This window comes from Peptoniphilus genitalis (assembly GCF_023614525.1).
Classification (GTDB): Bacteria; Bacillota; Clostridia; order Tissierellales; family Peptoniphilaceae; genus Peptoniphilus_A; species Peptoniphilus_A genitalis.
Genome location: NZ_CP097885.1, coordinates 1,466,238 through 1,492,269 on the forward strand (window position 1 = coordinate 1,466,238; position 26,032 = coordinate 1,492,269).

A 26,032-nucleotide genomic window follows, 5' to 3' on the forward strand; every position below is an offset into this window, starting at 1 on the left:
ACCGTCGCAGGCAATGAGTATGGCTACATGAGAACCATGCAGGGGTGGAACTCCCGTGAGCTTTGCTAAAGCTGTTCGATTGCTGGTAAAACAACTTTTATGAAATCCAAATAAGTGATTTGGAAAGGAGGATTTTATGAAGCAGACTGACATTCCTATTTGGGAACGTTATACCCTAACCATTGAAGAAGCGTCAAAATATTTTCGTATTGGCGAAAACAAGCTACGACGCTTGGCAGAGGAAAATAAAAATGCAAATTGGCTGATTATGAATGGCAATCGTATTCAGATTAAACGAAAACAATTTGAAAAAATTATAGATACATTGGACGCAATCTAGCGTCGCCAAAGGGTCTTGTATATGATAAAATAGTATTAAGTCGTATCAAGGCTCTTTCCATAAAGGAAAGGAGCAAATGCCATGTCAGAAAAAAGACGTGACAATAAAGGTCGAATCTTAAAGACTGGAGAGAGCCAACGAAAAGACGGAAGATACTTATACAAATATATAGATTCATTTGGAGAACCGCAATTTGTTTACTCGTGGAAACTTGTGGCTACAGACCGAGTACCAGCAGGAAAGCGTGATTGTATCTCACTTAGAGAGAAAATCGCAGAGTTACAGAAAGACATTCATGATGGTATTGATGTTGTAGGAAAGAAAATGACACTCTGCCAGCTTTACGCAAAACAGAACGCTCAAAGACCAAAGGTTAGAAAAAACACTGAAACTGGACGCAAATATCTTATGGATATTTTGAAGAAAGACAAGTTAGGTGTAAGAAGTATTGACAGTATTAAGCCATCAGACGCTAAAGAATGGGCTATTAGAATGAGTGAAAATGGTTATGCTTATCAAACCATCAATAACTACAAACGTTCTTTAAAGGCTTCATTCTATATTGCTATACAAGATGATTGTGTTCGGAAGAATCCATTTGACTTTCAACTGAAAGCAGTTCTTGATGATGATACTGTCCCTAAGACCGTACTAACAGAAGAACAGGAAGAAAAACTGTTAGCCTTTGCAAAAGCTGATAAAACCTACAGCAAAAATTATGATGAAATTCTGATACTCTTAAAAACAGGTCTTCGTATTTCAGAGTTTGGTGGTTTGACACTTCCAGATTTAGATTTTGAGAATCGTCTTGTCAATATAGACCATCAGCTATTGAGAGATACTGAAATTGGGTACTACATTGAAACACCAAAGACCAAAAGTGGCGAACGTCAAGTTCCTATGGTTGAAGAAGCCTATCAAGCATTTAAGCGAGTGTTAGCGAATCGAAAGAATGATAAGCGTGTTGAGATTGATGGATATAGTGATTTCCTCTTTCTTAATAGAAAGAACTATCCAAAAGTGGCAAGTGATTACAACGGCATGATGAAAGGTCTTGTTAAGAAATACAATAAGTATAACGAGGATAAATTGCCACACATCACTCCACATAGTTTGCGACATACATTCTGTACCAACTATGCAAATGCAGGAATGAATCCAAAGGCATTACAGTACATTATGGGACATGCTAATATAGCCATGACGCTGAACTATTACGCACATGCAACATTCGATTCTGCAATGGCAGAAATGAAACGCTTGAATAAAGAGAAGCAACAGGAGCGTCTTGTTGCTTAGTAGTACAAATGAATTTACTACTTATTTACCACTTCTGACAGCTAAGACATGAGGAAATATGCAAAGAAACGTGAAGTATCTTCCTACAGTAAAAATACTCGAAAGCACATAGAATAAGGCTTTACGAGCATTTAAGAAAATATAAAAAGATAATTAGAAATTTATACTTTGTTTATAAGAAAAAAACTTGCAATTTATAAAATAAAAAACTATAATATTTAACGTTGATTAAGTATTTTACGGTGGTTACCGAAATTATCAGGTAGTTTTTATCTGATGCTAAAGTTTACGACAAGAGAGCCTTCTATCTGCCTGATGTGGGAGATAAAAAGCTAAAAGTAACTATTATGCTCAGAGTTTTTACAAGAAAAAATCAGCAAATAAAAAGCATCAACACCACAAGATTGCAAAAGTACGAAGGTTATCCTTAGGACCGACAGCAGTCTTTTTTTGTTGGTTGGATACCCTTCTAGTATTGCGAAATATTAAGGAGGTGTTAAAATGCTAAATCAAAAGCTGACTTGGTTTAAATTATCAAGAGCAGGACTAATTAATATTATCTTAGGATCAATGATTGAATCTTTTACAGTTGTAAATATTCATATCCCATCTCAAATTACTGAAGGTGGAATCCTAGGCCTGGCCTTATTATCTTATAAGACCTTTGGTATAAACCCATCAATCCTAAGTCCGATAATGGATATTATATGTATTCTTATTGGAATAAATATCTTTGGAAAGGCATTTTTAAGAAAGACTTTATTAGCTTCTTTATTATTTGCCCTTTTCTACAAAATATTTTCCATTATGGGACCAATCCTTCCTGATCTTTATAGCTATCCATTATTGGCAGCTGTATTTGGAGGCATTGGCATTGGACTGGGTTGTGGACTTGTAGTATCTCAAGGAGGAGCTACAGGTGGAGACGACGCCTTGGCACTTGTAGTGTCAAATAAGACTAAGATAAATATTTCTTATGCCTATTTACTAATGGACATAATAGTTTTAGTAATGTCCTTAACTTATATCCCTTTTGCTAGATTAATTTACTCTCTAATTACTACAACAGTATCATCTGTTTTAGTTGGTCAATTTGAGGTTAGTGTTAGTCCATCAGTGGAGAAAACAAATCTTTCGATTTAAAATTTTATGGGAGGATTTCCAAGTTTATATATGAAAAAAAGTAGCTTAGGCTACTTTTTTTTATGCAAATTTTTATTTTATATTAGGTCATGAGTTTACTAACTTATCAAAACTTATGGGCTTGTAGATATTTATAAACTTGTGAAGACCTAGGAGTTAATAGAAACTTATTAGCTTGTAGATATTTATAAAATTGTGAAAGCTTATGACTTAATAAAAGCTTATGAGCTTGTTTTATTTTATAGATTAGTTAGACCGTATGACTTAGCGTTTTTTAATAAGAATTTAAGAAAATTATAAGGATTTTGATCCTAAGAAGAATAAGTAAAAGTAGTTTAATATAATTTTCAAACCATAAAAAAGAAGGAAACTTTATAAATTTTTTACTTTTATGTATAATTGTTTTAGGAATTACAATTAAATATAGAAAAACAAAGAAATTTAAAATAAATGCAAATAATCATTGACAAAGAAGTAAAGACTATATATAATACTTATGTTACTAAGCCGCAGACAGTAGGTGGCACTGCCATAAATCCTACCGAGGTTTGAAATTCGGATTTATTTGATTTTCACATCTCACGGCGGCGTGAGATTTTTTTATTTTGGGGGTGACAAATTGAAAGAAGAAAAACTACAATCAAAACAAGCCCTAGTAGATGAAATTAAAGAGAAAATTCAAGGCGCTCAATCTATCGTTCTTGTAAACTACAGAGGATTAACAGTTGAAGAAGTAACTGAACTTAGATCAAAGTACAGAGAAGCAAATGTTGATTACAAGGTATACAAAAACACAATGATGAGACGTGCTTTCGAAGAGTTAGGTGTTGAAGGTTTAGAAGACTTCCTAAAGGGACCAAGCGCTATTGCATTTGGTATGGAAGACCCAGCATCAGCAGCAAAAATTTCATCAGAGTTTGCAGAAGATCATGAAGCACTAGAAATTAAAGCAGGATATGTTGATGGAAAGGTATTATCACTTCCAGAAATCGACGCACTTGCTAAATTACCATCCAAGGAAGTTCTTGTTGCACAAGTACTTGGCGGCTTAAATGCTCCAATCCAAGGATTCGCAAATGTACTAAATGGTACACTATCAGGTTTTGCAAGAGTTATTGCACAAATCGCAGACAAGAAAGAAAACGAAGCAGCTTAATCTGCTAAAAAATTAAGAAAAATTATTATTTAAAATTACGGAGGAATAAAATGTCAGAAAAAGTAGAAAAATTAATTGAAGAAGTTAAAGAACTTACAGTATTAGAACTATCAGAAGTTGTTAAGGCTCTAGAAGAAGAATTCGGCGTATCAGCAGCAGCTCCAGCAGCAGTTGCAGCAGCTCCAGTAGCAGGTGGCGCAGCTCCAGCAGCAGCAGCTGAAGAAAAAACTGATTTCGATGTAATCCTTACTGAAGCAGGACAAGAAAAAGTTAAAGTAATCAAAGTTGTTAAAGACATTACTGGACTTGGACTTAAAGATGCAAAAGCATTAGTTGACGGAACTCCTAAGGCAGTTAAAGAAGGCGCTTCAAAAGAAGAAGCTGACGAAATCAAGGCTAAACTTGAAGAAGTTGGAGCAACTGTAGAAGTAAAATAATTTAACTTAGTTAAATTTTATAAGAATTAAAAAAACTGTCCCAGAGAGGACAGTTTTTTTATAGATAGATAGTCAACTTAAAATTATACAAGGATAACAAATGAAAATTAAAGAACTAACTCTTATACCAATTCTTGGGACTATAATTTTTTTAACAAGTCTTATAAAAATTCCAAGTATTTTTCCAGGTGCAGAATTTCAGATGTCTGCACCAATTTCAGTACTAATTGCAACGACATTTGGTCCTAAAATTTATATTTTAGCTGGTTTAATAGGATCCTTTCTATCTTTCTTTTCGGGCATATCAAATATTTATGGAATTATTGTTGCCTTGGTTTTTAGACTAGGTATTCTAATATTTATCTTGTTAGTAAAGAATAAAAATATTTCCTTATTATTTGCTTCTTCATTTGGTACGAGTTTATCGAGAATAGTTTTATCGAAATTAGTAGGGTTACCACTTATAAGTCTTTTAATTCCTGCCCTTCCTGGTATGGTAATCAGTGGTATATTGGCAAAGTTATTTTATGAAAAGATTTGTAGTAGATTATTAGGTTTTAAAATTTTGGAGGAAAAACTTGAAGTATAGCGTTAAAATGAGAGCATCAAAGAATAATGACAAAGAAAACTTACATATTGGTGGAGCTGAAAGTATAGTTGATGAAGAGGATCTTTTAAATATAATAAACAGTCTTGCATCAAGAGGATTAAATCATTCAAGAGGCCAAGCAGATTTTGTGAATATAAAAATAAATAAAGTTAGAGAAGAGGACATAATAAACATAAGGGCTTTAAAGACTAAGACTATAGAAGTGGATACAAAAGAAGAGGGACTTGTAGTAATGGAAAAACTTTTGAATTCTATGGGAATAGAGAATCCTCAAAGAGTTATAGACTTGTTAATTAATACGAAAAATATGAGGGGAGCTATAATTTTAAATATTTTAAGCCTAGAAAGAATGGAAGGCGACTTAGACAAGGGAGTCAGAGTAACAAATATGGATTTTGCTAGCAGGAGAGATATCTCCAATAAAAACCATTTTAAAGAAGCTCTTTGTCTTGCAACAAAAACCTTAAATGCAAAGGCAATAATCGGAGAGGTTTGCATTTCAGATGATCCTGATTATGTCACTGGATACCTAGCCAATAAAAAGGAGTATATTAGAATTACAAAGCTAAAGGAGAGAGGAGATTTAAATGGCGGAAGAGTTTTTCTTTATGATCCTCGTCTTGACACAATAGAGAATACTATTGACTATTTAGAAAATCAGTTGGTGATAGTTCATGAATAATAATTATATAGAAGAAGAACTTCAAAAACTTGAAGAGAATCATCTTATAAGAGATGAAAGAATTTTTGAAAGTCCTCAACTGCCAAAAAGTATAATTGACTCAAAAGAATATCTTTTATTTTCTTCTAGCAATTATCTTTCTCTTGGAGAAAATAAAGAAATTTTAGAAAGTGTGAAGGATAAAATAGAATCCATGGGTCTTGGAAGTGGAGGCTCTAGACTAACAACTGGAAGCCACAAAGTTCACAAAGATTTGGAGAGAAGTCTTGCTGAATTTATTGGATATGAAAATAGCCTTGTATACTCAAGTGGTTTTATGGCCAACCTTGGATTTTTAACTGCAATTTGCAATGATGAAACTATTGTATTTTCTGATGAAAAGAATCACGCATCGATAATAGATGGGATTAGATTAAGCAAATCTAAAGTAGAAGTTTATAAGCATTTGGACTTTAGAGATTTAGAAGAAAAATTAAAAAAATATCCTAATAAAAATAAAGTCTTAGTTTCTGATGGTGTCTTTAGCATGGATGGAGATATTCTACCGCTAGATGAGTTTTGTAGACTTGGAGAAAAATATAATGCTTTGACCTACGTTGATGATGCACATGGTTTTGGAGTTTTAGGAGAAAATGGAAAAGGAATAACAGAAATTTATAATACTTATCCTGATGTAATGCTTGTAACTTTTTCTAAAGCATTGGGCGCAAGTGGCGCGGCTCTTCTGACATCAAATTTAATGAGGAATTACCTCTATAACACCAGTCGGGAATTTATTTTTTCAACATCTATAAGCCCTATTGACACCCTAATTATTTCAGAATCTTTAAATTATATTCAATCCAATAAGAAAAATATAAATAAGTTGAAGGATAATGTTTCATATTTAAAGAAAAAGTTGGAAGAAAATAATTTTGATATTGGTGGAAACTCTCACATAATTCCTATAAAAGTGGGAAATGAAAAAAGAGCTCAGGAAATATTCAAGAAACTAATGGATTCTGGAATATTTTTATCAATAATAAGATTTCCAGCAGTTCCAAAAAATGAAGCGATTCTAAGAGTAACACCTATGGCTAATCACAGTAAAGAAGATTTAGATTTTCTCTTGAAAAAATTAAAAGAATTTGTTAAATAAAAAAAGAGAACTCATTTTTGACTGTGAGTTCTCTTTTCTTTTTTGATTTTTAATTTGTAGGATGATTTTATTAAAAATTAATTTGCGAAATCTTACTTGCGAAGACTTCTTAAAAGCTCTGTTTCCTTTTTGTGGCCTTCCAGGTCTTGAGGTGTTTCTAGGTAAAAGGGGAGGTCTCTTAATTTTTCGTGGTTTATGATTCTCTCGATTGCTTCAAGACCAATTTTTCCATTGCCTATGACTTCGTGTCTGTCCTTGTGGGCTTCTCTATCGTTTTTGGAGTCGTTTAGGTGGATGGCGTAGAGTTTATCGAATTCTTCTAAAACACCATCTAGGTTACCCACTATATCGTAGCCGGCCTCATGGACGTGGCAGGTGTCCAGACAGACTCCAACTTTTTCTTTTAAGTTCACGCCTTTTATTATTCGTCCGATTTCTTCAAACTTTGATCCAACTTCTGTTCCTTTGCCTGACATGGTTTCAAGAAGGACTAGGGTCTCTTGGTCTTCCCTTAGAACTAAATTTAATTGGGCAGAAATTATTTCTATTGCCGCGTCAATGCCAAGACCTGTGTGGGAACCTGGGTGAAGGTTGTAGTAGGTGTTTTCAAAATACCTGAGCCTTTCCAAGTCTTCTGCCATGACTAGGTTGGCAAATTCTCTCACACTTTCTGTTGATGAACAGGGATTTAGGGTGTAGGGAGCATGGGCAAGTAGGGGACCAAAATTGTTTTCTCTTACAAGGTCAATTAGGCCTTTTATGTCTTCTTCGTCTAATTTTTTCATCTTGGAACCTCTTGGGTTTCTTGAGAAAAATTGAAAAGTTGTGGCAGAAATTTTTAGGGCATCTCTTCCCATATTGGTGTAGCCCCTTGATGTAGAAAGATGGGGACCTATTTTAAACATATTACCTCAATAAAATAAAATTGAATATGATGATTAGAAAAAAACCCCATAATTAAAAATCATCATAGTAACAATGCATATCTTTTTGTAATCTTTAAAGAAATGTTTTTTAAAAGCAGTAAACTATTGGGAGAGCATAAAATAAGCAAAAAAATCGGTTATGCGTTAAAAAATTTCAATTGTTTGAGCCCGAAGAGCGAGTTTGACATGACTTAACCCAAATTGCGAAGCAAATTGATGGTAGGTCAGTTCGCAAATTGGAGCTTGCAACAATTTGTGTTCTTCTTTTTTAGCATGACCAATTTTTTTGGACTTTCAGTGCGTGGAGTGAATGGGGTGGTTTGGAGGGGTACCACCAGGCACAAACAAGGGGCTTCCTGTTTATTAAAGCTTGATCTAGTAAGCGCCCCCCTGTGCCTGAATGGGTATAAGCCCCTCCAATAATAAAAACAATTTTACATAATTGATAATGTAATAATATAAAAAATTCTCTTAGTTTTTAAAAATTTTTTATAAAAAGTTTAGTGGAACTTATTTTCACTTGGGTCGTGAAATTTTACGACCTTGGCTGGAGCGCCAACTGCTGTTGAGTTGGCAGGTATGTCTGTGAGGACTAGGGCTCCTGCTCCAATTTTTGCTCCATCTCCAATTACAACTGGGCCAAGGACGGTAGCTCCTGTTCCAATTATTACGTTGCTTCCAACTGTGGGGTGTCTCTTCTTTTCCTTTTCATTGCCTGTTCCACCAAGGGTTATGTTGTGGTACATGTGACAGTTGTCACCAATCTCGGCAGTCTCTCCTATGACCACAGCCATGCCGTGGTCAATAAAGAGGTTCTTGCCGATTTTAGCACCTGGATGGATTTCGATGCCTGTTTTCTTCCTGGCTCTTTGTGAAATCCATCTTGCAAGTGTAGTGTGGTCCTTTTCGTAGAAGTAGTGAGCAATCCTATGTCTCACCATGCAGGAAACAATGGGATACATAAAGATTGCTTCAAATAAACTTTTACAAGCCGGGTCCTTTAATAAAATAAATTCCCCGTATTCCTTAATTTTTTTCAAATACTTAATCATTTTCAAAAAGTTCAGTGGACATATATCTTTCAGCTGTGTCAGGTGCAACTGTGACTATATTTCCACCAAGCTCCTTTTGCATTTTTAGTGCACCTACCACATTAGCACCAGCTGATATACCAACAAGTAGTCCTTCTTCACGAGAAAGTCTTCTTGCCATTTCTATAGCTTCATCTGATTTAACGGTGATTGTCTTGTCTAGGATTTTTGTGTCTAAAACTCCTGGCACAAAGTTTGCTCCAATCCCTTGAATCTTGTGTGCGCCAGCTTCTCCTCTTGTAAGAAGTGGAGATTCATCTGGTTCAAGCCCCCAAACTTTTATATTTTCATCCTTTGATTTTAAGAATCTGCCAATTCCTGTAACAGTTCCTCCAGTTCCTATTCCTGCAACAAAGCCTGTGATGTCCTTTAGGTCCCTATAAATTTCTGGACCTGTAGTTTCTTCGTGGGCAAGAGCGTTGTACTTGTTTTCAAATTGGTTTGGCATGAAGTAGTTGCCAGTAGCCACTAGTTCCTTGGCCTTGTCAACTGCTGCTTGCATGCCGCCATCTCCTGTTAAAATTAAATTTGCACCAAAGGCTGCGATCAAGTTTCTTCTTTCAATTGACATGGAAGCTGGCATAACGATATTTACCTTGTAGCCAAGGGCACGACCAATCATGGCAATGGCAATTCCTGTGTTGCCACTTGTTGGTTCAACAATTTCCAGGACTTCTTTTAGGGATCCGTCTTTGATGGCTCCCTTTATCATGTAGAGGGCAGCCCTGTCTTTGATAGATCCTGCTGGGTTAGATTTTTCTACTTTTACAAAAATCTTTCCGCTACCAATCTTTTCTAATTGTACTAATTTTGATTCTCCAACTGTTTCTAATAATTTTGTCATTTTTCTCCTCCGTAAATACATAAAAAAAAGAGTATATGAAATCATATACTCTTAAAATCTTTCTTAATATCTAATAAAAAGTTTAAAATATTGATTCACATTCAAATAAGTCCTATAAAAATTTTTATAGAACAACAACAGAATGCTTGGCTTGTGAAATTTTTAAAGTTATTTAAGTTTTTCATTTTTATCGCCTCTCAATATGTTTCGACTATAACCTTTAAAAATTTATTTGTCAAGTACAAATTGAAAATAAAAAATTTTAAAACCTGCGGTTTTATCCATTTATAAGGAGGGGGTTAAGGGGCATTGCGAGGCCCCTTTCCCCCTCCTTAAACCACCCCCATTAACCCCACGCGCTGGAAGTCCAAAAAAATTGGCTATGCTAAATTTTCAAAACTCACTCGCTTCGCGAGTTTAAACAGTTGAAAATTTTTAACGCACAGCCAATTTTTTTGCTTATTTTATGCACTCCCACTAGTCTTTAATTTAAGGCTGACGTCTTGCTTATGAAAAGTAAAGAATGTGATTCTGACAGGCCGTTAGTTTGTAAGAGAGGTCTGAAGGAGATATCTCTAGGCATAAGTAAGGGATATTAGAAAAATATACTCTCACAGCAATGGAAATAAGTTTCATGAAAATTTATGACTTTATGAGAAAGTGTGACTTCATAAAAAATTGCGACTTTATAAGAAACTATGACTTCACAAAAATTTACAAAGTCACGAGAATTTATGACTTAGTAAAAATTTAAGAAGTAAACAAGGGAAATTTTCCATAAAATTTATTTTATTTTTACAAAAAACAAAAAAATCTTCTACAAGTGGCTGAAATATAAATTAATTGTGAAATTTTCTTGAATATAAGAGTCAATCTTAGTTATAATGTAAGGAGTAAATAAAAAGAGGTGTTTTATGAAAGTTTCAGTTATCCTGGCAGCAGGAGAGGGAACGAGAATGAAGTCCAAAAAACCAAAGGTACTTCATGAAATTCTTGGAAGACCTATGCTTTTTTATGTCCTAAATTCTTGCAAGCATTCGCAAGTTGAAAAGAATCTTGTAGTTGTGGGACACAACAAGGAAAAAGTGTGCAAGGCCTTTGAAGATGAACAAGATGTGGAATTTATTGAGCAACCTATTGGCGACAATGTACCTTATGGTACAGGTTATGCCGTGATGAATGCTCTTGATAAAATAGAAGATGATGATACAGTCATTATCCTAAATGGTGATACTCCAATTATTTCTAATTCAACTATTTCATGCTTTTTGAGATACCACGAAGAGAGAAATAATGATATAACAGTTTTATCTGCTGATATGAAGGATCCTACAAACTACGGCAGGATTGTCAGAGATGAAAATGCAAATGTTGTTGCAATAGTTGAGGAAAAGGACGCTAGTGAAAAGCAAAAGCTAATTCGTGAAATTAATTCAGGAATTTTTGCCTTCAAAGGTTCTTCTCTAAGGTCAGCTCTAAAGAAAATCAACACTGATAATGCAGCAAATGAGCTTTATATAACTGACACCCTTGAAATCCTAGTTAAGGAAGGCAAGAGGGTTGACTCCTTTAAGCTCAGGGACACAAGAGAAATCCTTGGGGTTAATTCAAGATACGAGTTATCTATTGCAGCAGAAATCTTACAAAAAAAGATAAACAAGGAATACATGATAAATGGTGTTGGGATAATTGACCCTAAGTCCACTTATATTGAATATGGAGCTACTATCGAAAGAGATGTCATGATTTACCCAGGCACTCGCATTGACAGGAAGTCTGTAATAAAAGAAGGGGCAGAAATTTACTCTTCTACAATAAAGAATTCAACAATTGGAGAAGATGTTATTATTAGGTCATCTGAAATAGAAGACTCTTCTATAGGAAGGGGAACTACAGTGGGACCTTATGCTCACTTAAGACCAAACTCTCATGTTGGAGAAAATTGTAAAATTGGAAACTTTGTTGAAGTTAAGAATTCTAATGTTGGAGATGGGTCAAAGATGAGCCACCTTGCTTACATAGGCGATGCCGATGTGGGCAGTGGAGTTAACATAGGCTGCGGAGTGGTCTTTGTTAATTACGATGGAAGAGACAAGTTTAGGGCCAAGGTTGGGGACAATGCCTTTATTGGTTCTAATGCAAATTTAGTAGCACCAATTGAAGTAGAAGAAAATGGCTATGTTGCAGCTGGATCTACTATTACTAAAAAAGTTTTGAAGGGTCAACTTTCTCTTGAGAGAGCACCTCAAAAAAATATAGATGGTTGGGTTGAGAGAAAAGGATTTATGAAATAGGAGGACGTGGATAATGAACACAGTTAATGGAGATATTGTAGTATTTACAGGAAATTCTAACCTTAGTCTTGTAGATAAAATTTGTGAAAACTTGGGAATTGAAAAGGGCGCTTGTACTGTGTCCACATTTTCTGATGGAGAAATTTCAATTGATATTGGAGTTTCTGTAAGAGGTAAGGATGTTTTTGTTATCCAATCAACTTCTTCACCAGTTAATGACAACCTAATGGAACTTTTAATTTTAATTGATGGTCTAAAGAGAGCATCAGCTGGTAGAATTAACGCAGTTATCCCTTACTACGGATATGCAAGACAAGACAGAAAGACTAAGGCAAGGGAACCTATTACTTCAAAACTTGTGGCAAATCTAATTACTGAAGCAGGAGCTGACAGGGTTGTTGCAATGGACCTTCACGCTGGTCAAATCCAAGGATATTTTGATATCCCAGTTGACCACCTAACAGCAGTTCCTTATCTTGCAAGATACTTCAAGGACATTGTAAGTGAAGACGACTTTGTAGTTGTTTCTCCAGACCTTGGAGGAGTTACTAGAACAAGAAAATTTGCCAACGAATTAAATCTTCCTATTGCAATAATTGAAAAGAGAAGACCAAAGGCAAATGTATCTGAAGTTATGAATATTATTGGTGATGTTGAAGGCAAGTCAGTTATTCTTGTTGATGACATTGCAGACACTGCTGGAACTATTACTAAGGCAGCAGATGCTTTAAAGGCAAGAGGTGCAAAGAAAGTTTATGGAGCTGCAACTCACGGAGTCTTATCAGGTCCAGCTATTGAAAGACTAAAGAATTCATCTCTTGAAAAATTTGTAATCACAGATACTATTGAACTTCCAGAAGAAAAGAAAATAGATAAGATTGATATTGTGTCTGTTTCTCCAATTTTTGCATCAGCAATTAAGAGAATCAACACATCACAATCAGTTAGTGAAATGTTTGAATAAGGTGATTAAGTGTATATAATTGCAGGACTGGGAAACCCCGGCAAGAAGTATGAAGATACTAGGCATAATGTGGGCTTCTCAACAATTGATGTCCTTGCGGATAAGCTTAATATAAAAGTTAATAAGATTAAATTTAAGGGGCTTGTAGGTGAAGGGAGAATCGGCAACGAGAAGGTCATTCTCCTAAAGCCCCATACTTTTATGAACAATTCCGGAGAATCAATTGTAGAAATTTTAAATTTTTATAAATTAAAACCAGAAGACCTAATGGTTATTGTAGACGACATCGACATTGAATTTGCTCAGTTAAAGATAAAGAAAAATGGATCAGCTGGTACTCACAATGGACTTAAGTCAATTGTAAATTTAACAGGAAGCAAAAATTTTGCCAGGTTTAAAATTGGTGTTGGGAAGAAACACCCTAATGAAGATTTGGCAAGCTTTGTTCTGTCCAATTTTCCATCAAAGGATAGGAAGCATATTGCCGATGCCATTGATGCCTGTGCCGATGCAGTAATTGATGCAGTGGACTCAGGTATCGACAAGTCCATGAATTCTTATAACAACAACATTTATTGAGGTGAAAATTGAATTTTTTAATCAATAGTGTAAAGAACCTAGAAGCTTTTAAGGAATTAGATAATTCAATAAAAATTTCAAAGAACACTGCAGTCTTTGGTTCAGAGGAGGCAGTGCTCTCTCTTTTTGCGCCCACTTTTGCAGCTGATGGGAGGAAAGTCTGCCTTATCTCACAAGATAGGGTAAGGGCAAGAAAGGCCTACGAGGACATTGAGTCCATATCAGATGAGACCTGCGTCTATTATCCAGAAAAGGACGTCTTTTTCTACGACAGGGATTCAAAGTCCAAGGAGAATACAAAGAAGAGGCTAGAAGCCATGGCAGAGATTTCAAGTGGCAGGGCAAAGATGGTTGTCACAACCTTAAACGCCTTGACTGCAAAGATATCAAGGCCAGAAATTTTTGCATCTTATAAGATTCCTATAGAAGTTGGGCAAGTTTTGAATCTTGACGTCCTACCCAAGAAACTTGTGGAAATGGGTTACGAAAGATTTCCAAGTGTTGAGGGTCTAGGTCAATTTTCTCTTAGGGGTTCCATCATTGACATTGGGACCCAAGATGCCAACTACAGGATAGAACTTTTTGATGACGAAGTTGATTCCATTAGGTCCTTTGAAATTGAAAGCCAAAGGTCCATTGATAAGCTAGAAAAAATTACAATCTATCCCATAGAAGACTTGATTATAAAAGCAGACGAAAGAGATCAAGTTGCTGAGAGAATTAAAAAAGACCTTTCCAAGACCAAGCTCCAGGGGAAAGAAAAAGATAGACTCAATGAAAAGTTTTTGAGATACGTTGACAGGTTAGAAAACCAAGAGACTATTATCAACAAGGACCTAATCCTTCCTTATGTAGACCAAGAAGAAGTGGGATCCTTCTTAGATTACTTGGATGATTTTATATTTTTAATTGAAGAGCCTTCCAGGATTCTTGAAAGAGAAGAAGAACTTGATCTTGCAAATGGAGAAAAGTTTGCAATCTTAATAGAGAATGGTGAAGTCACAAAGTCTCACGAAAAAACTTTTTACAACTATAAGGACATAGTCGACAAGTTAAATGAAAAAACTTTAATAACTTTTAACGCCCTATTGAAGCCACCAAAGATGTTTAAGCCAAAGGACATTGTGAACATCAAGGTCAAGAGCGTGACAAACTACATGTCAAAGATAAAACTTTTCAAGGAAGACCTAGACTATTATGGAAAAAATAATTTCCAAGTCATCCTCCTTGGGGCAACAGAAAAAAGAGCCAAGCGTCTTTTTGATCACCTTGTGGACTTGGGCTACTCACCACACTTGGCAAAAAATACAAAGAATGAAAAAATCACTTCCAAGCTTGTTGTCACTACTGGTGCCTTAAATGAAGGAATAGAATTTTCAGATTCAAAGACAGTTTTTATTAATTATTCAGAAATTTATGGGTCCTTCTCAAAGAATAAAAAGAAAAAACCAGCTAAGAAGAAGGCACTAAACTTTGAAGATTTACAAATTGGTGACTACGTAGTTCACGAGGCCCATGGTGTTGGTAAATATGTTGGGACAAGAAGACTTGAAGTCTCAGGCATACAAAAGGACTACATTCTTATTGAGTACGGTGGAGAGGACAAACTCTTCCTTCCAATAGAAGCTCTTGATTCCATTTACAAGTACGTACAAGAGGGCAAGAGGCCGCCAAAGGTCAACAAGTTAAACTCTCTTGACTGGAAAAAGAAAAAGGCTCGTGCAAGACAGTCCATTGACGACATGGCTGAGGACTTAATAAAACTCTACGCAACTCGTGAGAATACCAAAGGCTTTGCCTTTAGTGAGGACTCCCAATATCAAAGGGAGTTTGAGGATGCCTTCATCTATGAAGAAACTCCTGGCCAGTTGAAGTCTGCTGAAGAGATAAAAGAAGACATGGAGAAGGCATCTCCAATGGATAGACTTCTCTGCGCCGACGTTGGTTATGGAAAGACAGAGGTTGCCCTTCGTGCAGCCTTTAAAGCAATACTTGACGGAAAGCAAGTTGCAATTCTTGTGCCAACAACTATATTAGCTCAGCAACACTACAACACAATTAAGGAGAGGTTTAAAAACTTCCCTGTGGGAGTTGGACTTCTATCAAGGTTTAGGTCCAAGAAGGATCAGAAGATGGACCTTGAAGGTCTGAAGGATGGCAACATTGATATAATAGTGGGAACTCACAGGCTCCTTTCCAAGGACGTGAAGTTCAAGGACTTGGGACTTTTAATTATTGACGAAGAGCAAAGATTTGGAGTTCGTCACAAGGAAAAGTTGAGGATGCTAAAGGAAAATGTAGACACCTTAACTCTAACAGCCACACCAATTCCAAGGACTCTTCAGATGTCTATGATTGGAATAAGGGACATGTCTGTTATTGAAGAGCCACCTGAAGAGAGATTTCCAGTGGAAACTTACGTCCTAGAGTATAACAACCTCATGGTTCGTGAGGCCATCCTAAAGGAAATTGAAAGGGGAGGACAAGTTTACTTCCTCTACAACAAGGTTTCAAATATGGAAAATAAACTTTTGGAACTTAGGAAGCTTGTGCCAGAGGCGACCTTCTCTATGGCAAATGGTCAGATGACTGAGAAGGCCCTTGAAGATACAATGATTGACTTCATAGAGGGTAATGTTGACGTATTAGTTTGCTCAACTATAATAGAAACGGGTATGGACGTTCCCAATGCAAACACAATGATAATAACAGACTCCAATAGGTTGGGACTTTCACAACTTTATCAACTTCGTGGAAGGATAGGCAGGTCATCGAGAATTGCCTACGCCTACTTCACCTACGACAGGTCCACATCAATCTCTGAAGTGGCACAAAAGAGACTCCAAGCTATAAAAGAGTTCACTGAGTTTGGGTCAGGTCACAAGATTGCAGAAAGAGACCTCGAGATAAGAGGGTCTGGATCCATACTAGGGTCAAGACAGTCAGGTCACATAGAAAAAATTGGTTACGACCTCTACATGAAGTATCTAAAGGATGCTGTCATGAAGTTAAAGGGTCTTGATGTTGAAGAAGAAATTGAAACTACAATTGATCTCAAGCTGGATTCCTTTATACCAAAAGAATATATTGCTGATGACAGGACAAGGCTTGAGATTTATAAAAAGATTTCTGTTTTATCAACTGAAGAAGAGTACTCAGACCTTGTTGATGAATTAATCGACAGGTTCTCAGACTTCCCTGATGAAGTTTCAAACCTAATGGACATTGCCCTCTTAAAGAACAAGGCCCAAAAGGCAAAAGTTTCATCTATTGTTGAGAGAAGAGGAGAATATAGGGTAAGAGTAGAAGGTGAGGTTGAGCTTCCTGCCATAATGGAAATAAACAACGAGTTCGAAAATGTTTCCTACTCTATGGGCAATGTTAATGAAATTGTATTGACTAAGCTCAAGTATCCTCTCGATAAGCTTAAAAAACTAGTTACAATTTTGTATTTACACAAAAAGGACACAAAAACTTCTAAAAAGTAGTGTATAATAGAAACACTAAATGATAATAATTAAATAGAATAAGGAGAGAATTATGTTTTTAAAAAAATTTGGTAAGATAGCAGTGACAATTGCACTAGCAGGTTCACTTGTAGCTTGTAGCGGTGCAAATAAAGATGCAGCAGCTAAGGTTGGTGGAGTTGAAATCCCAATGGCAGATTTTTATAAGTCTTATGCAGCAAGGGTAAATCAACTTACTTCAATGTATGGAGAAGATGTTCTTAAGAACAAGGAAGATGGTAAAAAGTCTACTGACGAACTTTTAAGAGAACAAGCAATCACTGACTTAACAACAACTGAAGCTCTTAAACAAGATGCAGAAAAATCAAAAATCACAGTTTCTGATGAAGAAGTAAATAAAAAGCTTGACGAAATCAAGGCACAACTTGGTGGAGAAGAAGCTTTCAACAAGTTCCTAAAAGAAAATGGACTTCCAAAGGAATATGTTGCTGAAAACATGAAAAATCAAATGTTAGTTGGCAAATATACTCAAGAAAAATTAAAAGAACTTGAACCAACTGAAGAAGAAGTTAAAAAACAATACGAAGACAACAAGGATTCTTACTACAAGGCTAAGGCTTCTCACATCCTAGTTGATGACTTAAAGGAAGCTAACGTCCTAAGAAAGAAAATCTTAAAGGGAGAAGACTTTGCTAAGCTTGCAAAGGAAAACTCTAAGGACACAGGAAGTGCACAAAACGGTGGATCACTTGGCGAATTCACAAGTGGACAAATGGTTGAAGCCTTTGACAAGGAAATTGCTAAGATGAAGGTTGGAGACATTTCTGAACCTATCACTACACAATTTGGTTACCACATCATCAAACTTGAAGATAAAAAGCCTTTAGAATTTGATGCAGTTAAGGACCAAATCAAGGCACAACTACAACAAGAAAAATTCAAAGAATACATTGACAAAGTTAAAAAAGATGCTAAAATAAAAATCTATGTTAACACTTCTAAAGAAGTTCAACTTCCAGAAGAATACAAAAACTTTGGCAAGGTAGAAAAAGAAGGCCAAGCTAAGGAAACTAATGCAAAGGCTGAAGCAGGAAAGAAAAATGCAAAAGCTAATGCAGGAAAAGAAAATGCAAAGGCTGAAAACAAGAAAGAAACAAAATAAGATTTAAATTAAAGCCTGTGAGTAAAGAGAAGAGGATTAAAGTTCTCTCTTAGGTCACAGGCCTTTTATTTTTTATTTTAACCCAAGCTTTACTTTAATTTAATAATGCTTTGAAAATGTAAATTTAGAAACAATTAAATTAAATTTCTGATATAATAAGAGAAATATGGATAAAGGGGTGATGTAATGAGTTTTTCATCAGAGATTAAGGATGAAGTGGCTAAGATAAAAGTTGAAGACTACAAAATAATTTTATCTGAACTTGCAGGCATAACTCCCATGTGTGGGATTTTAAATTTCAAAAATAATAAAATTTCTATGGAATACATTACAGAAAATGCTCCTGTGGCAAGGAGAATTTTTACATTTTTAAGAAGGTCCTTTGGTTTTGACGTTGAAGTTAAAAATGTTAGGTCCACTCAACTTAAAAAAAATGTATTTATTATCTATATATCGCAAGATGAGTCTTGCAGGTTACTTCTTGATGAGTTAAAATATATTAAGGGTGCAAGCGTATTTATGATAAATTATGCGCCCACTGATCTCATAAAAACAAGTAATGAGAAAAAGGCCTACATCCGTGGTGCCTTTATGGGTTCAGGATCCATTACAGATCCAAAAAAAGGATATCATTTGGAATTTGTTTCTGAAAACGAATCCAACGCATACTTTTTAAGAGATACAATTAATGAATTTGGACTCAAGTCAAAGGTAATTATGAGAAAGGAAAAATACATAATTTACATTAAGGACTCAGAACAAATTTCCGACTTCCTATCTCTCATAGGTGCCTATAACTCTGTTTTGAATTACGAAAACGTAAGAGTTATAAAGGAAATGAGAAACAATGTAAATAGGATTGTAAATTGTGAGACGGCTAACTTAAATAAAACAGTTAAATCATCTTACGACCAGGTAGAAGATATAAAGCTTATCGAGATGGAAATTGGGATAGAAAATTTAGATGAGGATTTGAAAGCCATAGCCAAGATAAGACTTGAGAACAGGTCTATGAGTTTAAACGACATTGCGAACTCTCTTGAGCCAAAGCTTTCAAAGTCCACTGTTAATTATAGATTTAAAAAACTTAGGAGAATTGCGAACAAGTTGAGGGGTGTATAAAATGATAAGTAAAAAAGTTGTACTTAATAATAGTGACGGGCTCCACGCTAGGGCAGCTGCACTATTTGTAAGAGAGGCTAACAAGTTTGCTTCTGAAATAAATCTTGAAGCTCATAGTGACAAGGTAAATGGCAAGTCCATTATTGGGATTATGTCTCTTGGTGCCTTCACAGGTGAAGAGATCATCATTGAAGCTGACGGCGTAGATGAAGAAGAAGCTGTGGAAAGATTAGCTAACTTAGTTGAAAAAGAGTTTATAAATCTTTAAATTAAATAAAATATTTTGCTTGGAGTTTTGCTTTGTCAAAACTCTTTTTTCATGTCCTTTTATTTGTCTTTGGCCTTTGATAAAATATATTAAAGATTAGTAATGAAAATTTTTTATTTTTAAAATTTATAAGCTAGTGAAAAATTTTTTAAAACTTATTAGTGAGTTATAAAAATTTTTTGAAAATTGATTTTAAATTTTTTAAGATTTTTTATAAATTAAAAATAAAAATTTGTGATTTATAGATTAAGGATGATCCTATGAATAATTTTGTTCACCTACATCTCCATAGTGAATACTCTCTCTTAGATGGGTCTACGAGGATAAGTCTCTTGCCTAAAAGAGTTAAAGACCTTGGCATGGATGCCGTTGCCCTAACTGACCACGGCAATATGTATGGAGCCATTGCCTTCTACAAGGCCTGCAAGGATGCTGGAGTAAAACCAATCCTAGGTTGTGAAGTCTACATATCAGAAAAGGATATGACTGTAAAGGACAGGACAAACAAGAGGTACCACTTGATCCTCTTGGCAGAAAACAATGAGGGCTTCAAAAACATTATGAAGATAGTCTCCACTGGTTACGTTGATGGATATTATTACAAGCCTCGTGTTGACAAGGAAGTCTTAAAAAAATATTCCAAGGGAGTCATTGCAACTTCAGCCTGCCTAGGTGGCGAGGTTCAAAAAGCTCTTTTAAATAGGGACAAGGAAGCTGCAAAAAAAGCTGCCCTTGAATATAGAGACATCTTTGGAGAAGGAAACTTCTTCTTAGAACTTCAGGACCACGGCATGCCTGAACAAGCTAGGGTTAATCGTGAGCTTGTGCTTCTCTCTGGAGAGCTGGACCTTCCCCTAACTGCATCCAATGATGTCCATTATTTAATGAAGGAGGACTCAAAGAGTCACGACGTCCTACTTTGTATTCAAACGGGAAAGACTGTCAACGACACAGACAGGATGAAGTTTCCATCAGATGAATTTTACCTAAAGTCTCCTGATGAAATGGCAGCCCTCTTCCCAGAAAATCCTGAGGCCTTAGAGAATACTGTTAAGATTGCAGATAGGTGCAATGTTGAAATAAAATTCCACGACCTTCACTTGCCTGAGTTTATAGTGCCAGATGGATATAGCCACGAGGAATATTTAAAGAAGCTTGCCCTTGAGGGAATGCTTAAGCGTTATGAAAATGTAACTGATGAAATAAAAGACAGATTTGAGTTTGAGTTTAACACTATAAAGAACATGGGCTATGTTGACTACTTCTTAATAGTTTGGGACTTCATAAGATATGCGAGAAAGCATGAGATCCAAGTTGGACCTGGAAGGGGTTCTGCTGCAGGCTCCATGGTTTCCTATTGCTTGGGGATAACTGACGTTGACCCCCTAGAGTTCGATCTACTTTTTGAAAGGTTTTTAAATCCAGAGAGGGTCTCCATGCCCGATGTTGATATAGACTTTTGCTATGAAAGACGTGAAGAGGTTATTGATTATGTAAACAGGAAGTACGGGGACTCTCACGTTGCCCAAATAGTTACCTTTGGAACCATGGCTGCTCGTAATGCCATAAGGGACGTGGGACGTGCCCTTGACATGTCCTATGCCAAGGTGGACTACATTGCCAAGCAAGTCCCTCAGGCTCTCAACATGACCATAGAAAAAGCCCTAGAAGTTTCTGAGACCTTTAAGGGAATCTACGATGGAGAAGAGGACTCAAGACTTTTAATCGACATGGCATTAAAACTTGAAGGTCTGCCAAGACACACTTCAACTCACGCAGCCGGTGTTGTAATCTCCAAGGATGAACTGACAGAATATGTTCCCCTAACTAGGAACGACAAAATTATTGCAACTCAGTTTAACATGATTGAGCTTGAAGAGTTGGGACTTTTGAAGATGGACTTCTTGGGCCTAAGGACTCTTACAGTTATTAGGGACGCAATTAATTTAATAAAAGAAAACCAGGGCAAGACTATAAATTTTGACAACTTTAACTACAATGATCCAGAAGTTTTAAAGATGTTTGCAAGATCGGAAACCCTTGGAGTCTTTCAATTTGAATCCAGCGGCATGAGGGCCTTCTTAAAGGAACTGAAACCAGATGAATTTTCTGACTTGGTTGCTGCCAATGCCCTCTTTAGGCCTGGACCAATGAAGCAAATTCCAAAATTTGTTGGTTCTAAGCACGACAAGTCTACAATTTCCTATATCCATCCAAAGCTTGAGCCAATACTTAAGTCAACTTATGGTTGTATAGTCTACCAAGAACAGGTAATGCAAATTGTTCAACAAATTGGTGGCTATTCTCTTGGCAGGGCAGATATTGTTAGACGTGCCATCTCCAAGAAGAAGATGAAGGTCATGGAAGAAGAGAGGAAGAACTTCATCTATGGCAACAAGGAAGAGGGAGTTTGTGGTGCCATTGCCAATGGAGTTGACGAAAAGTCTGCCAATGAAATTTACGACTTAATTATAGACTTTGCCGACTACGCCTTTAACAAGTCTCACTCCGTTGCCTATTCAGTAGTTGCTTATAGGACAGCGTGGCTAAAATATTATTATCCCAGAGAATTTATGGCGGCGCAAATTTCTACTTATACAAACGACATCAAGCAAGTAAGCCTTTATATTGAAGAGATAAAGAGGTTGGGGATAGAAATTTTGCCACCAAATATTAATTACTCCTTCAAAAACTTCACTGTTGAGGACAATAAAATTAGGTTTGGACTCAAGGCTGTTAAAAATGTTGGCGACAACTTAATAGATGTAATTGTGAGAGCAAGGGACAAGGGACCCTACAAGTCTCTCAAGGATTTTGTTGATAGGATCAATGCCCTTGACAAGTCTGCCCTTAATAAGAGGGCTGTGGAATCCCTAATAAGGTGTGGTGCCATGGACGACTTCAGGGGGAACAGGGCTCAATACCTTGCAATTTATGAAGGGATTTTATCCTCATCATCAAACACTGCAAAAAATAATGTCATGGGTCAATTTTCACTTTTTGAAGAGGCTGACCTCCAAGAGGACTTGCCAAGACTTCGCGACTTTCCACAAAAGGACAAGCTTGACATGGAGAAGGAAGTTATTGGCATGTACATCTCTGGTCACCCACTAGATCCATACAGGGAATTAATCGAGAAGAATTCATCTATAAACACAAACCAAATCTTTGAGAAGTACAGGGAAAATCTCTTGAGAAGGTCCAAGGTCAAGGTTGGAGGAATTTTAAAATCCAAGAAGACCATGATAACAAAGACCAACAAGATGATGGCCTTTGCAGCCCTAGAAGACTTATTTGGAACCATTGAACTTGTGATTTTTCCAAATGTCTACTCACGCTACAAGGACCTAATTGAAGATGAGAATGTTGTTGTAGTTGAAGGTCACTTCCAAGAATCGGAAATTGAAGAGCCAAAGATTTTGGTGGATTCAATTTCAAGACTTAAGATGCCAACAAAAAATAAATTGTACATTTCTGTTGACTCAATGAAGAATAAAAATGTAGATGAAATAAGAAAAATTTTAAAAGATTATGAGGGGTCTACTCCAGTGGTCTTCTTTGAAGAAGAAACGAGAAGGGCCTTTGGGACTGACTCAAGTCTTTGGATTGACGACAAGTCCTTTGACGAAATTCAAAATAAATTGATAGCTTATACCAAGTCAAGAGACAAGATTATTTTAAAGTAGGTGGATATGAGATTTGCAATTTTAACAAGTGGCGGGGATGCTCCAGGCATGAATGCCACAATAAGAGCTGTTACAAGGACCTGCATCTTTGAAGGGATAGAGGTCTATGGAATAAGTGGAGGCTACGAGGGTCTCATTGATGCAAAGTTTGAAAAATTAGTCCAGTCTTCTGTTGCAGACATTATCCAAAGGGGTGGAACAATTCTTTCCACTTCACGTTCTGATAGATTTATGACAGAAGAGGGACTTGAAAAGGCAATAAATTCCCTAAAAATTTTTGAAATTGATGCCCTAATTGTCCTTGGTGGCGATGGGAGCCTCAAGGGTGCCAATAAATTAAGGGAGAGAGGAATTAGTGTAATTGGAATTCCATGTTCCATTGACAACGATCTTGCCTACACAGACTTCACAATAGGTTTTATGACGGCAGTGGAAACTGTTACAGAAGCCATAAGCCACATTAGAGACACAACAGAGGCCCACGGCCGTGCCAATGTTGTTGAAGTCATGGGTCGTGAGTGTGGCGACATTGCCCTTTATGCAGGAGTTTCTTCTGGTGCAGAGTCAATTGTAGTTCCAGAGATTGAAACCAATATAAATGAAATTGCTGAGAAGGCAATCATGGGCAAGAACCGTGGCAAGAGACACCACATAATTATTATGGCTGAGGGTTGTGGGTCAGCCTTTGACTTTGCCAAAGACTTCCAAGAATTAACTGGGATTGACACAAGGGTTACTGTCCTTGGTTACATCCAAAGGGGAGGAGCTCCTTCTATCTTTGACAGGATCCTGGCATCACAGTTTGGTTATCTTGCAGTCAAGGAAGCTAAAGAAGGAAACTCAAGAGTCCTTGGTTTTAAAGAAGGAAGGGCAAAGGCCATGACCTTTGAAGAAATGTTTGAAGCTAAGAAAGTTTTTAGGGAAGATCTTTTAGATATTCTAAAGACTGTTTCTATATAGAGGTGGAAAATGAAAAAGACAAAAATTGTTGCCACTATTGGACCGGCAAGTGAAAGTGAAGAAATTTTAAAAATTCTCTTCACAGAAGGAGTTAATGTTGCAAGACTTAACTTCTCTCATGGCAGCCATGAAGAGCACAAGATAAAAATTGACAGAATTAAAAAACTTAGAAAGGAAATGGACCTTCCTATTGGTATCATGCTTGACACCAAGGGACCAGAAATTAGGCTGGGAGAAGTTGAAGGAGAAGTCAGCTTAGAAATTGGAGATGAATTCATCTTAACCACTGAGGACCTTAGAGGGGACAAGTCCATTGTCAGCATCTCCTACAAAGAACTTTACAAGGACGTGAAGGCTGGCGACAAGATTTTAATTGATGACGGACTTGTGGAACTTCTTGTAAAGGAAATTAAGGGAGAAAAAATTATTACAGAAGTTGAAAACTCTGGTGTTATTTCTTCTCACAAGGGAGTTAACGTGCCAGGAGTTGACATCAAACTTCCTGCCCTAACTGAAAGAGACATTGAGGACATAAAGTTTGGAGTAAAAGAAGACATAGATTTTATCGCAGCTTCCTTTATTAGGTCAAGAGATGATGTCCTTGCCATAAGGAAGGTTCTTGAAGAAGAGAGGGACTACACGACAAAGATTATTTCAAAGATTGAGTCCCAAAAGGCTGTGGAGTTAATTGATGAAATCATAGAAGTTTCTGATGGAATTATGGTTGCCAGGGGAGACCTTGGCGTTGAAATCGAAACGGAAGCTGTCCCTATAGTTCAAAAGGAAATTATAAAAAAATGTAACGTTGCAGGTAAGACTGTAATCACTGCAACGCAAATGCTTGACTCCATGATAAGAAACCCAAGGCCAACTCGTGCCGAAACTAATGATGTTGCCAATGCAGTCCTCGATGGGACAAGTGCAGTTATGCTTTCAGGGGAAACTGCCAGCGGCAAGTATCCTGTAGAGGCAGTGGAAACTATGAGAAAAATTATAGAATACACTGAGTCAACAATTGACCACGACGAAATCTTGGAAAACAGGATCAAGGACGTGGAAAATTCCATGACTAACTCCATAGGAAGGTCTGCCTGCGTAATCGCGAGAGACCTCCACGCCAATGCAATAATCACTGCAACAACATCAGGTAACACTTCTAAGGCCATTGCAAAGTTCAGACCAGAGACTCCAATTATTGCCTCAACGCCCTTTGAAAAAATTAAAAACCAACTTAGCTTGGTTTGGGGAGTTAGACCTGTTAAGGTTCTTAACTTTAAGGACACTGACAACTTAATTGATGCTTCCATGGAAGTTGCTGTTAAGAAGGGATTTTTAAAATCTGGAGACTTAGTTGTTTTAACTGCAGGAGTTCCTACAGGGATTGCTGGATCAACTAACCTCTTGAAGATTGAAAATGTTTCAGAGATCCTCGGCAGGGGAACTGCCATTGGCAAGAAAAAGAAAAAGGCAAGGGCAGTAGTTGTAAATACTTTTGAAGAACTTGAAGCAAACTTCGAGTCTAAGGACATAATCATCTGCAATGGGACTGATGGCAGAATGATCCCTTACATGGAAAGGTCCTCTGGATTTGTAACAGAAGAAGCAGGCTTCACATCCAATGGAGCTGTCTCTGCAATTTCTCTTAATAAGACTGCCATTGTTGGGGTAAGGGACATTACTAAGCTTATAAAAACTGGCGACATCATAACAATTGACGGAACTGATGGAAGTGTTAGGAGATAAAATTTCTGTGACTTTGGAATAACTTATAAAGTTGCAAAAGTTCGTGACCTTGTGAAAATTTTGTAAGTCATAAATATTAATGACTTTGTAAAAAGCTATGGATTCATAAATTCAAATGACT

Annotated in this window: 21 protein-coding genes and 1 other annotated feature; of the genes, 18 read left to right on the forward strand and 3 right to left on the reverse strand. The window is 36.5% G+C overall.

Features of this window, described 5'->3' with window-relative positions:
- Positions 1-136: 136 nt before the first annotated feature.
- From M9426_RS07040 to M9426_RS07075, 8 genes are all read left to right on the forward strand, one after another.
- Entirely contained in the window at positions 137-340 is a 204-nt protein-coding gene (locus M9426_RS07040) for an excisionase (RefSeq protein WP_000814511.1), read from the forward strand.
- 81 nt (positions 341-421) lie between these two features.
- Positions 422-1,639, forward strand: coding sequence for a tyrosine-type recombinase/integrase (locus M9426_RS07045; protein ID WP_001291561.1), 1,218 nt, complete (start codon positions 422-424; stop codon positions 1,637-1,639).
- A gap of 501 nt (positions 1,640-2,140) precedes the next feature.
- The gene (locus tag M9426_RS07050) at positions 2,141-2,782 is read left to right on the forward strand and encodes a DUF6198 family protein (RefSeq protein ID WP_250341782.1); all 642 of its coding nucleotides are present in this window, start codon (positions 2,141-2,143) and stop codon (positions 2,780-2,782) included.
- Positions 2,783-3,271: 489 nt separating this feature from the next.
- Positions 3,272-3,393, forward strand: a sequence feature (ribosomal protein L10 leader region).
- Positions 3,394-3,401: 8 nt separating this feature from the next.
- Entirely contained in the window at positions 3,402-3,938 is a 537-nt protein-coding gene (gene rplJ / locus M9426_RS07055; RefSeq protein WP_060799625.1) for a 50S ribosomal protein L10, read from the forward strand.
- A 50-nt stretch (positions 3,939-3,988) separates the two neighbouring features.
- Positions 3,989-4,375, forward strand: coding sequence for a 50S ribosomal protein L7/L12 (rplL, locus tag M9426_RS07060; protein WP_005956282.1), 387 nt, complete (start codon positions 3,989-3,991; stop codon positions 4,373-4,375).
- A gap of 100 nt (positions 4,376-4,475) precedes the next feature.
- Positions 4,476-4,964 carry a hypothetical protein gene (locus tag M9426_RS07065; RefSeq protein ID WP_250341783.1) on the forward strand — a complete coding sequence of 163 codons (489 nt, stop codon included), beginning with the start codon at positions 4,476-4,478 and terminating at the stop codon, positions 4,962-4,964.
- Entirely contained in the window at positions 4,954-5,667 is a 714-nt protein-coding gene (locus M9426_RS07070; RefSeq protein WP_250341784.1) for a 6-carboxyhexanoate--CoA ligase, read from the forward strand. The genes M9426_RS07065 and M9426_RS07070 overlap by 11 nt, the downstream gene beginning before the upstream one ends.
- The gene (locus tag M9426_RS07075; protein ID WP_250341785.1) at positions 5,660-6,805 is read left to right on the forward strand and encodes an aminotransferase class I/II-fold pyridoxal phosphate-dependent enzyme; all 1,146 of its coding nucleotides are present in this window, start codon (positions 5,660-5,662) and stop codon (positions 6,803-6,805) included. Before M9426_RS07070 ends, M9426_RS07075 begins: the two co-directional genes overlap by 8 nt.
- 92 nt (positions 6,806-6,897) lie before the next feature.
- Here M9426_RS07075 and M9426_RS07080 read toward each other — a convergent pair whose 3' ends face one another.
- From M9426_RS07080 to cysK, 3 genes are all read right to left on the reverse strand, one after another.
- Entirely contained in the window at positions 6,898-7,710 is an 813-nt protein-coding gene (locus M9426_RS07080; protein ID WP_250341786.1) for a deoxyribonuclease IV, read from the reverse strand.
- A gap of 521 nt (positions 7,711-8,231) precedes the next feature.
- Complete coding sequence (gene epsC, locus M9426_RS07085) at positions 8,232-8,783, reverse strand: serine O-acetyltransferase EpsC (protein WP_250341787.1); 552 nt, start codon at positions 8,781-8,783, stop codon at positions 8,232-8,234.
- A complete protein-coding gene (cysK, locus tag M9426_RS07090; protein WP_250341788.1) occupies positions 8,776-9,666 on the reverse strand; it encodes a cysteine synthase A in 891 nt (296 codons plus the stop codon). Before cysK ends, epsC begins: the two co-directional genes overlap by 8 nt.
- Positions 9,667-10,580: 914 nt before the next feature.
- Between cysK and glmU the strand changes: the two genes are divergently transcribed.
- From glmU to pyk, 10 genes are all read left to right on the forward strand, one after another.
- Positions 10,581-11,960, forward strand: a complete 1,380-nt coding sequence (gene glmU, locus M9426_RS07095; RefSeq protein ID WP_250341789.1) for a bifunctional UDP-N-acetylglucosamine diphosphorylase/glucosamine-1-phosphate N-acetyltransferase GlmU — start codon at positions 10,581-10,583, stop codon at positions 11,958-11,960.
- A gap of 13 nt (positions 11,961-11,973) precedes the next feature.
- Positions 11,974-12,924 (forward strand): ribose-phosphate diphosphokinase, encoded by a 951-nt coding sequence (locus M9426_RS07100; RefSeq protein ID WP_250341790.1) that lies wholly within the window; start codon positions 11,974-11,976, stop codon positions 12,922-12,924.
- Between the two features lie 9 nt (positions 12,925-12,933).
- Positions 12,934-13,503, forward strand: coding sequence for an aminoacyl-tRNA hydrolase (gene pth, locus M9426_RS07105; protein WP_250341791.1), 570 nt, complete (start codon positions 12,934-12,936; stop codon positions 13,501-13,503).
- An 8-nt stretch (positions 13,504-13,511) separates the two neighbouring features.
- Positions 13,512-16,991, forward strand: coding sequence for a transcription-repair coupling factor (mfd, locus tag M9426_RS07110; protein ID WP_250341792.1), 3,480 nt, complete (start codon positions 13,512-13,514; stop codon positions 16,989-16,991).
- A gap of 52 nt (positions 16,992-17,043) precedes the next feature.
- Positions 17,044-18,132: a peptidylprolyl isomerase gene (locus tag M9426_RS07115; RefSeq protein ID WP_005956140.1), complete on the forward strand. Its 1,089-nt coding sequence runs from the start codon at positions 17,044-17,046 to the stop codon at positions 18,130-18,132.
- 186 nt (positions 18,133-18,318) lie between these two features.
- Positions 18,319-19,254 carry a DNA-binding protein WhiA gene (gene whiA, locus M9426_RS07120; RefSeq protein ID WP_250341793.1) on the forward strand — a complete coding sequence of 312 codons (936 nt, stop codon included), beginning with the start codon at positions 18,319-18,321 and terminating at the stop codon, positions 19,252-19,254.
- A 1-nt stretch (position 19,255) separates the two neighbouring features.
- Positions 19,256-19,522, forward strand: coding sequence for an HPr family phosphocarrier protein (locus tag M9426_RS07125; RefSeq protein WP_005956304.1), 267 nt, complete (start codon positions 19,256-19,258; stop codon positions 19,520-19,522).
- Positions 19,523-19,782: 260 nt separating this feature from the next.
- Entirely contained in the window at positions 19,783-23,208 is a 3,426-nt protein-coding gene (locus M9426_RS07130) for a DNA polymerase III subunit alpha (RefSeq protein WP_250341794.1), read from the forward strand.
- A 6-nt stretch (positions 23,209-23,214) separates the two neighbouring features.
- A complete protein-coding gene (locus tag M9426_RS07135; protein WP_250341795.1) occupies positions 23,215-24,168 on the forward strand; it encodes an ATP-dependent 6-phosphofructokinase in 954 nt (317 codons plus the stop codon).
- Positions 24,169-24,177: 9 nt separating this feature from the next.
- Positions 24,178-25,911 carry a pyruvate kinase gene (gene pyk / locus M9426_RS07140; RefSeq protein WP_250341796.1) on the forward strand — a complete coding sequence of 578 codons (1,734 nt, stop codon included), beginning with the start codon at positions 24,178-24,180 and terminating at the stop codon, positions 25,909-25,911.
- The last annotated feature ends 121 nt before the right edge of the window (positions 25,912-26,032 follow it).

Excerpts from the sequence above, each read along its gene's own strand:
- epsC (WP_250341787.1), bottom strand. The coding sequence starts at position 8,783 with ATGATTAAGTATTTGAAAAAAATTAAGGAATACGGGGAATTTATTTTA.
- M9426_RS07080 (WP_250341786.1), bottom strand. The coding sequence starts at position 7,710 with ATGTTTAAAATAGGTCCCCATCTTTCTACATCAAGGGGCTACACCAAT.
- M9426_RS07100 (WP_250341790.1), top strand. The coding sequence starts at position 11,974 with ATGAACACAGTTAATGGAGATATTGTAGTATTTACAGGAAATTCTAAC.
- M9426_RS07125 (WP_005956304.1), top strand. The coding sequence starts at position 19,256 with ATGATAAGTAAAAAAGTTGTACTTAATAATAGTGACGGGCTCCACGCT.
- M9426_RS07115 (WP_005956140.1), top strand. The coding sequence starts at position 17,044 with ATGTTTTTAAAAAAATTTGGTAAGATAGCAGTGACAATTGCACTAGCA.
- M9426_RS07135 (WP_250341795.1), top strand. The coding sequence starts at position 23,215 with ATGAGATTTGCAATTTTAACAAGTGGCGGGGATGCTCCAGGCATGAAT.
- M9426_RS07050 (WP_250341782.1), top strand. The coding sequence starts at position 2,141 with ATGCTAAATCAAAAGCTGACTTGGTTTAAATTATCAAGAGCAGGACTA.
- rplL (WP_005956282.1), top strand. The coding sequence starts at position 3,989 with ATGTCAGAAAAAGTAGAAAAATTAATTGAAGAAGTTAAAGAACTTACA.
- M9426_RS07065 (WP_250341783.1), top strand. The coding sequence starts at position 4,476 with ATGAAAATTAAAGAACTAACTCTTATACCAATTCTTGGGACTATAATT.
- cysK (WP_250341788.1), bottom strand. The coding sequence starts at position 9,666 with ATGACAAAATTATTAGAAACAGTTGGAGAATCAAAATTAGTACAATTA.
- M9426_RS07045 (WP_001291561.1), top strand. The coding sequence starts at position 422 with ATGTCAGAAAAAAGACGTGACAATAAAGGTCGAATCTTAAAGACTGGA.
- whiA (WP_250341793.1), top strand. The coding sequence starts at position 18,319 with ATGAGTTTTTCATCAGAGATTAAGGATGAAGTGGCTAAGATAAAAGTT.
- M9426_RS07040 (WP_000814511.1), top strand. The coding sequence starts at position 137 with ATGAAGCAGACTGACATTCCTATTTGGGAACGTTATACCCTAACCATT.
- M9426_RS07130 (WP_250341794.1), top strand. The coding sequence starts at position 19,783 with ATGAATAATTTTGTTCACCTACATCTCCATAGTGAATACTCTCTCTTA.
- pyk (WP_250341796.1), top strand. The coding sequence starts at position 24,178 with ATGAAAAAGACAAAAATTGTTGCCACTATTGGACCGGCAAGTGAAAGT.
- M9426_RS07075 (WP_250341785.1), top strand. The coding sequence starts at position 5,660 with ATGAATAATAATTATATAGAAGAAGAACTTCAAAAACTTGAAGAGAAT.
- glmU (WP_250341789.1), top strand. The coding sequence starts at position 10,581 with ATGAAAGTTTCAGTTATCCTGGCAGCAGGAGAGGGAACGAGAATGAAG.